At 62.7% G+C, this 12,172-nt stretch carries 9 protein-coding genes and 1 tRNA gene; 1 reads left to right on the forward strand and 9 read right to left on the reverse strand.

Annotation, left to right across the window (positions count from 1 at the left end):
* Positions 1 to 92: 92 nt before the first annotated feature.
* A complete protein-coding gene (lon, locus tag H4I92_RS04330; RefSeq protein WP_077529442.1) occupies positions 93 to 2,546 on the forward strand; it encodes an endopeptidase La in 2,454 nt (817 codons plus the stop codon).
* Between the two features lie 218 nt (positions 2,547 to 2,764).
* Here the strand turns inward: lon and pnp are convergent, their stop codons facing one another.
* From pnp to secG, 9 genes are all read right to left on the reverse strand, one after another.
* On the reverse strand, positions 2,765 to 4,891 hold the full coding sequence (gene pnp / locus H4I92_RS04335; protein ID WP_077529443.1) for a polyribonucleotide nucleotidyltransferase: 2,127 nt from the start codon (positions 4,889 to 4,891) through the stop codon (positions 2,765 to 2,767).
* A gap of 78 nt (positions 4,892 to 4,969) precedes the next feature.
* The gene (rpsO, locus tag H4I92_RS04340) at positions 4,970 to 5,239 is read right to left on the reverse strand and encodes a 30S ribosomal protein S15 (RefSeq protein WP_077529444.1); all 270 of its coding nucleotides are present in this window, start codon (positions 5,237 to 5,239) and stop codon (positions 4,970 to 4,972) included.
* Positions 5,240 to 5,313: 74 nt separating this feature from the next.
* Positions 5,314 to 6,231, reverse strand: coding sequence for a tRNA pseudouridine(55) synthase TruB (gene truB / locus H4I92_RS04345; protein ID WP_077529445.1), 918 nt, complete (start codon positions 6,229 to 6,231; stop codon positions 5,314 to 5,316).
* Positions 6,228 to 6,644 carry a 30S ribosome-binding factor RbfA gene (gene rbfA / locus H4I92_RS04350; protein WP_077529446.1) on the reverse strand — a complete coding sequence of 139 codons (417 nt, stop codon included), beginning with the start codon at positions 6,642 to 6,644 and terminating at the stop codon, positions 6,228 to 6,230. The genes truB and rbfA overlap by 4 nt, the downstream gene beginning before the upstream one ends.
* Positions 6,645 to 6,656: 12 nt before the next feature.
* Positions 6,657 to 9,227, reverse strand: coding sequence for a translation initiation factor IF-2 (gene infB / locus H4I92_RS04355; RefSeq protein ID WP_077529447.1), 2,571 nt, complete (start codon positions 9,225 to 9,227; stop codon positions 6,657 to 6,659).
* A 19-nt stretch (positions 9,228 to 9,246) separates the two neighbouring features.
* Positions 9,247 to 10,743, reverse strand: coding sequence for a transcription termination factor NusA (gene nusA, locus H4I92_RS04360; protein WP_077529448.1), 1,497 nt, complete (start codon positions 10,741 to 10,743; stop codon positions 9,247 to 9,249).
* A gap of 39 nt (positions 10,744 to 10,782) precedes the next feature.
* Positions 10,783 to 11,241 (reverse strand): ribosome maturation factor RimP, encoded by a 459-nt coding sequence (gene rimP / locus H4I92_RS04365; RefSeq protein ID WP_077529449.1) that lies wholly within the window; start codon positions 11,239 to 11,241, stop codon positions 10,783 to 10,785.
* 349 nt (positions 11,242 to 11,590) lie between these two features.
* Positions 11,591 to 11,675: transfer RNA gene (locus tag H4I92_RS04370), tRNA-Leu, on the reverse strand.
* A gap of 61 nt (positions 11,676 to 11,736) precedes the next feature.
* Positions 11,737 to 12,171: a preprotein translocase subunit SecG gene (gene secG, locus H4I92_RS04375; protein ID WP_077529450.1), complete on the reverse strand. Its 435-nt coding sequence runs from the start codon at positions 12,169 to 12,171 to the stop codon at positions 11,737 to 11,739.
* Position 12,172: the final 1 nt, after the last annotated feature.

Consider the following 12,172-nt stretch of genomic DNA (forward strand, 5'->3'; position numbering starts at 1 on the left):
GGGGTTGTTCAACCCGGCCCGCCCCCTTGATTTGCGGAATTCAGACATCATGTCTGCGGGAGCAGTGATGTTTGGTGACTGGAAGGGGGACCATGACGGACAGCGACGCAATCGAATACATCGGCAGGGATGACAACGGTAATGGCCAGGGCGGCAGTGGCAGTGGTCTCGCCCTGCCCTATCAGGTGCTCCCGAAGCGGATCTACATCATGCCGCTCTCCGGCCGGCCCTTCCTGCCGGCCCAGGTGCAGCCCGTGGTTCTGAACCAGGACCCCTGGGATGAAACCCTCCAGCGGCTGGAAAACACCAGCCACATGACGGTGGGGCTTTGCTTTGTGGAGAACGAAGCCGGCGAGAGCGGGAATGACGAGGACCTCCCCGCCCCCGAGCAGCTGGCCACCATGGGCTGTGCGGTGCGCGTTCATCACGTCCACCGCGAGGACGGCAAGGTCCAGTTCATTGCCCAGGGCATCCGCCGCTTCCGCATCGATCACTGGCTGCGCCGGGAGCCCCCGTACCTGGCAGAGGTCAGCTACCCCGAGGAACCGGCCGAGGACCACGAGCAGGTCAAGGCCTACACCCTGGCCATCATCAGTTCCATCAAGGAGCTGCTGCGCACCAACCCGCTCTACGGCGAGGAGGTGAAGCACTACCTCTCCCGCTTCGGGCCGGATGACAGCTCACCACTGGCAGACTTTGGCGCCGCCATCACCAGTGCCCGCGGCCCGGAGCTGCAGGACATACTCAATACTGTGCCGCTGCTGAACCGGCTGGAGAAGGTCCTTCTGCTGCTTCGCAAGGAACACGAAGTGGCCCAGATGCAGGCAGAGATCACCGAGGAGGTGAACGAGCGCGTGCAGAAACACCAGCGCGAATTCTTCCTGCGCGAACAGCTCAAGATCATCCAGCGCGAACTGGGCATTGCCAAGGACGACAAGACAGCGGACGTGGACATGTTCCGCGAACGCATGGCGGACAAGATCCCTCCGGAGAACGTACAGGAGCGCTTCGAGGACGAGATCGGCAAGTTCCAGGTGCTCGAGCAGGGGTCCCCGGAATACGGCACCACCCGCAACTACCTGGACTGGCTGACCCAGATGCCCTGGGGCCAGCACTCCCAGGACAAGCTGGACCTCAAGGAGGCCCGGCGGGTACTCAACCGAGACCATGACGGGCTCGACGACATCAAGGACCGCATCCTGGAGTTCCTGGCCGAGGGCACCTTCAAGGGCGAGATCTCCGGCTCCATCCTGCTGCTGGTGGGTCCCCCGGGGGTCGGCAAAACCTCCATCGGCAAGTCCGTGGCCAGCGCCCTGGGCCGTGAGTTCTACCGCTTCTCGCTGGGCGGTATGCGCGACGAGGCCGAAATCAAGGGCCACCGGCGCACCTACATCGGGGCCATGCCGGGCAAGTTCGTGCAGGCGCTCAAAGAAGTGGGCACCAACAACCCTGTGATCATGCTCGACGAGATCGACAAGATCGGCAACTCCTTCATGGGCGACCCGGCCTCGGCGCTTCTGGAAAGCCTGGATCCGGAACAGAACAGCGAATTCCTGGACCATTACCTCGACCTGCGCGTCGATCTTTCCAAGGTGCTGTTCATCTGCACCGCCAACCAGCTGGACACCATCCCCCAGGCGCTGCTGGACCGCATGGACACCATCCGGCTCTCCGGCTACATCACGGATGAGAAGGTGGACATCGCCAAGCACCACCTGCTGCCCAAGCTGCTGAAGAGGGCCGGCCTGAAGAAGAAGCAGCTGGACATCACTGATGGGGCCATTCGCCAGGTGGTCGAGGGCTATGCGCGCGAGGCCGGTGTGCGCAATCTGGAGAAACAGCTGCACAAGATCGTGCGCAAGGGCATCGTGCGCATGGTTGAGAGCGAAGAGGCGGAGCAGAGCCCGATCCGGGTGGGCGTGAAGGACCTGCCGGATTACCTCGGCCAGCCCCTGTTCCGCAAGGAGAAAGCTCTGCGCGGTGTGGGTGTGGTGACCGGCCTGGCCTGGACCGCCATGGGCGGGGCCACCCTGGGCGTTGAGGCGTCACGCATCCACAGCCAGAACCGCGGCTTCAAGCTCACCGGCCAGCTCGGCGATGTGATGAAGGAGTCCGCCTCCATTGCACACAGTTTCGTCTCGTCCCACCTGAAGCAGTACAAGGGGGATCCGGAATTCTTCGACCAGTCGTACATCCACCTGCACGTACCGGAAGGGGCCACGCCCAAGGACGGCCCCAGTGCCGGCGTGACCATGGCCACGGCACTGCTGTCACTGGCGCGCAACGAGGCGCCCCACAAGACGCTGGCCATGACCGGGGAACTGACATTGACCGGGCAGGTACTGGCAGTAGGCGGCATACGCGAGAAAGTGATCGCCGCGCGGCGCCAGAAGATCCACACCCTGATCCTTCCCGAGGCCAACCGGGGGGATTACGAGGAACTTCCGGACTATCTGAAGGAAGGTATGGAAGTGCACTTCGCGAAAGAATACACGGACGTGTACCGGGTCTGTTTTGAGGATTCGCCGCGACGGAGGGCGCACTGACGTATACGGACAAACCGCTATAGCGCCCTGAGCTGTGGGAACTAAACTGGGAAGTATCGGTTGCGGCGCATCCGATCCTCAGAATTCCTGTCATCTGAGTAGAGCCCATTGGCCACCCACGCGGTGGCCTTTTTTATGCGCGGTTGATGCCCACACAAAAAGGGGCGGCCGCAGCCACCCCTCTTTCTCCACGTGCCTGTCGGCACATGCGCCGGCGATCAGCCCTCGCCGGGCAGGCGGAAGTCCACCGGCTCTTCGTCACCGGCTACTTCCTTCATGCTGAGCTTGACGCGACCACGCTGGTCCACGTCCAGCACCTTGACCAGCACTTCCTGGCCTTCAGTGAGCTCTTCACGCACGGTCTCGATGCGGCGGTCGGCGATCTGGCTGATGTGCACCAGACCGTCCTTACCCGGCAGCAGATTGACGAAGGCACCGAAGTCCACGATGCGCTCAACCCGGCCGCGATAGACCCGACCTACTTCCACATCCGCGGTCAGCTCCATGATGCGGAAAGTGGCCTTCTCGACCTGCTCGGAGTTCTCCGCGTAGATCTTGACCGTACCATCGTCCTCGATGTCGATGGACGCACCGGTCTCCTCGCAGAGCGAGCGGATGGTGGCGCCACCCTTGCCGATCACGTCCCGGATCTTCTCGGAGTCGATGTGCATGGTGTGCATCTTCGGCGCGTTGTTCGCTACGTCCGCACGCGACTCGGAAATCACCTTCGCCATCTCACCCAGAATGTGCTGGCGGGCCTCATAGGCGCGCTGCAGGGCGATCTCCATGATCTCCTCGGTGATGCCGGCGATCTTGATGTCCATCTGCAGGGCGGTGACCGCTTCCGGTGTACCCGCCACCTTGAAGTCCATGTCGCCGAGATGGTCCTCGTCACCCAGGATGTCGGTCAGAACGGCGAAATCCTCGCCCTCCTTCACCAGGCCCATGGCGATGCCGCCCACCGGCGACTTCACCGGTACGCCGGCGTCCATCAGCGCCAGGCTGCTGCCGCAGACGGAAGCCATGGAGCTGGAGCCGTTGGACTCGGTGATCTCGGAGACACAGCGGATGGTGTAGGGGAAATCATCATGCTTGGGCATGATCGCCTGAACACCACGGCGCGCCAGCCGGCCATGGCCGATCTCACGGCGCCCCGGGGGACCCATGCGACCGGTCTCGCCCACGGAGTAGGACGGGAAGTTGTAATGGAACAGGAAGGGGTCGCGGCTCTCGCCCTTGAGGGAATCCACAATCTTGGCATCCCGGGCGGTGCCCAGAGTCGTAGTCACGATCGCCTGGGTTTCGCCACGGGTGAACAACGCCGAACCGTGGGCATTGGGCAGCAGCCCGACCTCCACATCGATGGGGCGCACCGTGTTGTTGTCACGTCCGTCGATACGCGGCTCGTTACGCAGGATGCGCCCACGCACGATTTCCTTCTCGACCTTGCCAAAGTATTCCTTCACGTCATTCTCGGTGGGTTCGCCACCTTCTTCGTCAGACGCCAGTGCTTCGAGCACACGGTTTTTCAGCTCGCCCAGTGTCTCCTGGCGCTCAAGCTTGTCCTTGACCTGGTAGGCGGCCTCAATCTCGCTGCCGAACTGCTCCTTGATGCGGTTCTTCAGCTCGGTCTTCTCGGGCTCGGCTTCCCAGTTCCAGGAAGTCGGCTTCACATCCTCAACGAACTCATTGATGCCCTGGATCGCAGTCTGCATCTCGTTGTGGGCGAAAAGCACCGCGCCCAGCATCTGGTCCTCGGTCAGGCGGTCCGCTTCGGATTCGACCATCAGCACGGCATCCTTGGTGCCGGCCACGACCATGTTGAGGCGGCTCTCTTCGAGCTTCTCGTAGGTCGGGTTCAGGAAGTAGCCGTCCTCATCGGTGAAGCCAACACGTGCGCCACCGATAGGGCCTTCAAAGGGCAGCCCTGAGATGGACAGCGCAGCGGAGGCGCCAATCATCGCGGGGATGTCCGGGTCCACGTTCTTGTTCGAGGACATGACGGTGCAGATCACCTGGGTTTCGTGCTTGAACCCGTCCTTGAACAGCGGCCGGATGGGCCGGTCGATCAGGCGCGAGGTGAGGGTTTCCTTTTCCGAGAGAGGCCCTTCCCTCTTGAGGAAGCCACCCGGAATCTTGCCCACGGCGTAGGTCTTTTCCACGTAGTGAACCGCCAGCGGGAAGAACGGCATCGGGCTCGGTTCCTTGTCCGCCATGACGGTAACAAGAACGGAGGTGTCGTCCATGGTAACCAGGACGGCGCTTGTGGCCTGCCGCGCGATGCGACCGGTCTCGAGGGTAACGGTGGACCCTGCGAATTCGAAGGTTTTCTTGACTGGATTCACAGTTGCTCCTTTCCAGACGTGCGTTGTTCAGAACCAAAACGGCCAGACCCGAGGGTCTGGCCGAGGATGTTTTGACCGTTAGCGCCTGAGCTCAAGGCTGCGGATCATCTCAACGTAGCGATCCGCGTTCTTGCGCTTGAGGTAGTCCAGTAGCTTGCGGCGCTGGTTGACCATCCGGATCAGCCCGCGGCGCGAGTGGTGATCCTGCTTGTTGTCCTTGAAGTGATCCTGCAGCTTCACGATGTTGTGCGTCAGAAGCGCGATCTGTACTTCGGGGGAACCGGTGTCGCCCTCGGCGCGCTGGTAATCGTTGACGATCTTCTGCTTTTCTTCGTTGGTCAGTGCCATGCTCTGATTTCTCCTGAATATGCCTTGAATGGGAACGGAGCGGACCGCGCATATCTACAGCCCGACCGTATTGCTTACTGGGCCCCGGTACGCATCAGCCGTCGGGGCCTTATGGCCTCCCCCGCGCCTTCTGCAAGGCCGAGGAAGCGTCCATCCGGATCGTACAGTCGACAGAGGCCATCAACCGCCGATTCAGAGGGCGATATGGTAACAGCCTGACCGTTGGAAATCGATACGGCTCCGGGCCCGTCCAGAACAGTCGCCGGCAGGTCCGCAAGCAGCACATCCGGTGACTGCAGCCGCTCACGGACTGCCTGCCGGCCCATGGCCTCAAGATCGTCCAGCGTCAGGGCCTGGGCCAGTTCAAAGGGCCCGGCCTGCTCCCGGCGCAGCTCGGCCACATGGGCGCCACAGCCCAGGGCCTCGCCGATATCATCCACCAGTGTCCGGATGTAGGTCCCCTTGCTGCAGCGCACACGCAGCTCCAGTTCATCCCCTTCAAGCCGCAGCACCGTCAGCTCCTCAATGCGTACCGGGCGTGCTTCCCGGGGGACAGTCCGCCCCTCCCGGGCGTACTCGTAGAGTGGCCGGCCCTGGTACTTGAGGGCGGAGTACATGGAGGGCACCTGTTCGATTGCCCCCCGGAAGGGTGCCAGAACGGACTCCACGGCTTCTGTATCCAGGGCTGATGGCAGCGCCCTCTCCTGGACGGTCTCGCCATCCGCATCACTGGTATTTGTGCGCTGGCCGAGTCGGGCCACGGTACGGTAGGTCTTGTCCGCTTCCAGCAGGCGCTGGGCGAACTTGGTCGCCTCCCCGAAGCAGAGCGGCAGAACGCCCGTTGCAAGCGGGTCCAGGGCACCGGTGTGCCCGGCCCGGGCGGCATTGAGAAGACGCCGGACCTGCTGGAGTGCAGCGTTGGAGGTCATCCCCGCCGGCTTGTCGAGCACCAGTACGCCGTTGATGTCGTCCCCGCGACGCCTGCGGCTCAAACTCCGCCCCCGTCCTCCGGGTCATCCCCGCCGTGCCGGCTTTCGTCACTGGCCACCGCCTTGCGGATCAGTGATTCCATGTGGCGACTCTGGCCGGCAAGCCGATCGAAACGGAAACGCAGCTGGGGCACCACGCGCAGACGCATGGATTTACCCAGATGCCCACGCAGGAAGCCGGAGGCGCGCTGAAGCACCTCCAGGCTGGTCTGGACCTCTTCGCTGTTCTCGTCCAGTTCCTCGGTGCTCAGCAGCGTGATGTAGATGTCCGCGTAACCGAAGTCCCGGGTCACCCGCACTTCACTGATGTTGATCATACCCAGGCGGGGGTCCTTGACCTCCCGCTGGATCAGCTGCGCCAGCTCCCGCTGGATCTGGTCGGCAACCCGATCGGCACGACTGAATTCACGCGGCATGAGTACTCCCGATCAGTTGAGCTTGCGCTCAACCTGAATCCGTTCGAAGACCTCGATCTGGTCACCGACCTTCACGTCGTAGCCCTTCACGCCGATACCGCACTCCATGCCATTGCGCACTTCGTTGACGTCGTCCTTGAAGCGGCGCAGGGACTGGAGCTCACCCTCGAAGATCACCACGTTGTCACGCAGTACACGGATGGGCTTGTTCCGGTAGACGTGGCCCTCGGTGACCATGCAGCCGGCAACCTGGCCGAAGCGCGGGGAACGGAAGGTGTCGCGTACTTCCGCGATCCCCAGGATCTCCTCGCGGAACTCAGGCTTGAGCATGCCGGTCAGCGCCGCCTTGACGTCATCAATCAGGTTGTAGATGACGCTGTAGTAGCGCATGTCCACTTCTTCCTGCTCCGCCTGCTTCTTGGCGGCCGGGGTGGCGCGGACGTTGAAGCCGAAGACCACAGAGCTGCTGGTGATGGCCAGGTTGATGTCGGACTCGGTGATACCGCCCACACCACTGGAGACCACCTGGACCTCCACTTCCTCGTTGCCCAGATCCTGCAGGGCACCGGTAAGAGCCTCCAGGGACCCCTGCACATCGGCCTTGACGATGACGTTGAGGGTCTTGACCTCTTCCTTGCCCATATTCTCGAACAGGTTCTCGAGCTTGGCGGCCTGCTGGCGGTGGAGGCGCTGCTCGCGCTCTTTCTCCTGACGGAACTCGGCCAGTTCCTTGGCCTTCTTCTCGTCCGCCACGCGCACGAATTCGTCACCGGCGTTCGGCGTGCCGTTGAGGCCAAGCACCTCTACCGGAATGGAGGGGCCCGCCGTCTCAATATGCTTACCCGTCTCATCCACCATGGCGCGGATGCGGCCATAGTACATGCCGGCAACAATGACATCGCCCTTGTGCATGGTTCCGTTCTGGACCAGCAGGGTTGCCACGGAGCCGCGGCCCTTCTCCATGCTCGACTCAACCACGGTACCCTTGGCCGGCCCATTGGGCACGGCCGTGAGCTCCTGCAGTTCAGCCTGCAGCAGGATCGCCTCCAGCAGGTTGTCGATGCCATCGCCGGTCTCGGCGGAGACATGCACGAACTGGGTCTCGCCGCCCCATTCCTCGGGGACCACTTCCATACCCACCAGCTCGTTCTTGACCCGGTCCGGGTCCGCCTGGGGCTTGTCCATCTTGTTCACGGCAATCACCAGCGGTACGCCGGCGGCCCGGGCGTGCTGGACCGCTTCCTTGGTCTGGGGCATGACACCGTCGTCAGCCGCCACAACCAGGATGACGATATCCGTGGACTGGGCGCCACGGGCACGCATCTCGGAGAACGCCGCGTGGCCGGGCGTATCCAGGAAGGTGATCATGCCGTGGCCGGTCTCAACGTGGTAGGCACCGATGTGCTGGGTGATACCGCCGGATTCGCCACTGGCCACCTTGGTCTTGCGGATGTAGTCGAGCAGCGAGGTCTTGCCGTGGTCAACGTGCCCCATGACACTGATGACCGGCGCACGCGCCTCGGCTTCACCCTCGTATTCGATATCGCTGAGGACTTCCTCTTCGATCTCGTCCTCACGGACCGACTTGGCCTTGTGCCCCATTTCCTCGACCACAAGAATCGCTGTTTCCTGATCCAGGGCCTGGTTGATGGTGGCCATGACGCCCATTCCCATCAGGGTCTTGATGACCTCGCCTGCCTTGACGGCCATGCGCTGGGCGAGCTCAGCGACCGTGATGGTTTCCGGAATTTCCACTTCATGCACCTTGGGCTTGGTCGGCTTTTCAAAAACATGGCGCTTTTCACGCTGCTGCTTCTTGCGGCGGGAGGAGCGCAGCGGCTTGCGCGGCTCTTCCGGTGCAGCGGCAGCTTCTTCGGGCTCGGCTTCAGCCTCCGGTGCGTCCAGCTCAGCCAGCTCTTCCTCAACACGCGGCTTCTTGGGCCCTTTCTGAGCCGCCTTGCCGCCCTTGTTCTTGTGCTTATCTTCGTCGTCGTCGCGTTCCGGCTTGCCTTTCTTCTTTCTGGCATGCTTGCGCGTGTCTTCCTTCACCGGCTCGGGAGCAGGCGCTGGTTCCTCGGCAGCAGCCTCTTCCGCCGCCGGTTCACTCTCGGCGGCTTCCGCAGCTTCCGCTTCCGGCTCGGCAGCCTGGGTGGCTTCCGCTGCTTCCGCGGCCTGCTCAGCGGCAGCCTCTTCAGCCTGCGGGGCCTCCTGGGCCTGCGCTTCAGCCGCCGCTTCTTCCGCCTGCTGTTCCGCTTCGCTCTCCGGCTGACCCTGGGCTTCCGAGCGCTTCACGTAGGTGCGTTTCTTGCGCACTTCCACGTTAACGGTCTTGCCACTGCCACCGCGGCTGCCACCGCCGGTCCGGAGCTGGGTCGTGGTACGGCGCTTGAGCGTTACCTTGCTCGGCCCACTCTCGCCGCCAGTACCCTGGCGCAGGTAGGCAAGCAGGGTCTGCTTTTCCTCGTCCGTAACCACATCGTCTTCCGCCCGCTTGCTCAGGCCCGCTTCCTCAAACTGACGGAGCAAGCGATCAACGGGAGCGCCTACGTCTTCGGCCAATTGCTTGACTGTTACTTCGGCCATACTGGTCCTCCTCTCCCGATTATTCCTGGCCCTCGAACCAGGGTGCGCGCGCGGTCATGATGAGCTGACCCGCGCGATCCTCATCCATACCCTCGATGTCGAGTAGCTCATCCACGGACTGCTCCGCCAGGTCTTCCATACTGCAGATGCCCTTGCCGGCAAGCGTCTGGGCCAGTTCGGGATCCATACCATCCATCCCGAGCAGATCTTCCTGGGGTTCGCCGCCTTCCTGGCTCTCGGTCCCCGACGCGAGCGCCTCGTTCAGCATGCCATCCCGGGCACGTTCGCGCAGCGCCTCGACCAGATCCTCATCGAAGCCTTCGATGGCCAGCATCTCATCGCGCGGCACGTAGGCGATTTCCTCAAGCGTGGTGAAGCCTTCTTCCACCAGCACCTGGGCGAGTTCCTCGTCCGCATCCAGGAAGCGCTGAAAGTGTTCGACCAGCTTCTGCGCCTCCTGTTCCTGTTTCTCTTCCGCCTCGCTCTCAGTCATGACATTAAGCTCCCAGCCGGTGAGCTCGCTGGCGAGGCGCACGTTCTGGCCGCCACGGCCGATAGCCTGGGCAAGATTATCCTCGGCTACGGCCACTTCCATTGAGTGGGTGTCCTCATCGATCACGATGGAGACCACTTCGGCCGGTGCCATGGCATTGATGACCAGCTGTGCCGGGTTGTCATCAAAGGTTACGATGTCGACGCGTTCGCCGCCCAGCTCGTTGGAGACCGCCTGGACACGGGCGCCGCGCATGCCGACGCAGGCGCCGACAGGGTCGATGCGCCCGTCGTTGGTCTTGACGGCGATCTTGGCGCGGGAGCCCGGATCGCGCGCGGCACCCTTGATGTTGATCAGCTCCTCGGCAATCTCGGGCACCTCGATGCGGAACAGCTCAATCAGCATCTGCGGGCTTGTCCGGCTCAAGATCAGCTGCGGGCCGCGATGATCGGTGCGGATCTCCTTGAGCAGCGCACGCACCCGGTCGCCCATGCGGAAGGTCTCGCGCGGGATCAGCTGGTCACGCGGCAGCAGGGCTTCGGCGTTACTGCCGAGATCCACGATGACGTTGTCCCGTGTCACCTTCTTGACCGAGCCGGAGATCAGTTCACCCACCCGGTCGCGGTAGCTGTCGACCACCCGGGCACGTTCAGCTTCGCGCACCTTCTGGAAAATGATCTGCTTGGCGGCCTGGGCGCCGATGCGCCCGAAGGAGACCGACTCCACCTGCTCCTCGTAGACATCACCAGGCTGCAGGGACATATCGATCTCGTTGGCTTCCTGGAGCGTCAGTTCCGTGCCCAGGGCCGGAACCGCGTCGTTGTCCACGATGGTCCAGCGGCGATAGGTCTCGTACTCACCGGTCTTGCGGTCAACACTGACGCGCAGATCCGCTTCCTCATCCTCATACCGCTTCTTGGCCGCTGTTGCCAGCGCCATCTCGATCGCTTCGAAGATGACGTCCTTGTCGACGTCCTTCTCGTTCGAGACGGCCTCGACCACCATCAGGATTTCTTTATTCATTGAACAGCCCTGCCTTTCCTGTAAGCCTGATACTGCAAATCACTCGAATACCGGAACAATGCGCGCGCTCTCGATGGATTCGAACGGGAGCTGGAGCTCGTATTCGCCGACCACCAGACAGATTTCCTCACCCTCGACCGCGCGCAGGATGCCCTCGTACTTGCGCCGCCCTTCAAAGGGCGCGCTCAGGCGCACGCTCAACCTGGAACCAATGAAATCATGGTACTGGTCCAGCCTGAACAGCGGCCGGTCCATGCCCGGTGAGGAAACCTCGAGGGTATAGTTGGTTCCGATCGGGTCCTCGACATCCAGAACGCCGCTGACCTGGCGACTGACCTGCTCGCAGTCATCCACGGTGACGCCGTCGGCGTGATCGATATAGACCCTTACCGTGGTGTGCTTGCCCTGGGCCAGGTATTCAATGCCCCAGAACACGAATCCCAGCCCCTCGACCACGGGGGCCAGCATTTCCTCAAGCTTGCGAACCTTCGCGGACAATGCGCCTCCGCTGTCATGCAACCACTGGACCCGCCCGTTTGGCGGAGTCCAGAAACAAAAAAAGGGCTCTAACCAGCCCCTTTTCAAAACGTGGCCTCCGGTCTGCGGAGCCACCGAACGAAAAGCCAGCCGCCTCTCCGGCGGCCTGGCATCCCTGAAGGATGCCGCGGGCTGGTGATGCCACCCCGCGCATTGCTCCGGTGCCTGCCGAAACAATGCCTTAGCAGCGCACAATGCGCGCCGCACAGGGGCGGAAGTATAAGCACCACCCCCTGACTGGTCAAGGACTGACCAAAAAAACGGCTTGGTCGAGGAAAGCAGCGCCACCCCTTCCAAGCCGTTCCCTGTATGGTGCCGAAGGCCGGACTTGAACCGGCACGGCTTGCGCCACTAACCCCTCAAGCTAGCGTGTCTACCAATTCCACCACTTCGGCATGTCATTTCCGGAGCGTATACTAACGGACAGCCCCGGCATTTCCAATACCCACAAGGGGTTTATTCGATGGAGGGGACCTCTTCGCCCTCACTCTCACCGCTTTCCTGATCCCCGCTGCCTGATTCGGCCCCATCGGCGCCGCTGTCAGAGGCAATGTCCGGTGCCTGGCTGCCGCTTTCCTGGCCGCCCTGCTGCCCGGAGGTCGAGGAGGATTCTTCGACCGTCGGCACGCCATCCTGGACGCCGACCTCGGCCCGCTGCTTGGCGTACATCGCCAGCGCAAAGCTGGTCACGAAGAACAGCGCTGCCAGCACTGCGGTGAGCTTGACCATGAAACCCACGCCCCCGGAGCTGCCGAACACGGTCTGGGAGGATCCACCCCCGAAAGCCGCACCGGCGTCAGCACCCTTGCCCTGCTGCAGCAGCACCAGCACCACCAGGGCCACGGCAACAGCCACATGTACCAGCAGAATGCCTGTTTCAACCCAATCCATA

The organism is Vreelandella halophila (assembly GCF_019903425.1).
Taxonomy (GTDB): Bacteria; Pseudomonadota; Gammaproteobacteria; order Pseudomonadales; family Oleiphilaceae; genus Halospina; species Halospina halophila.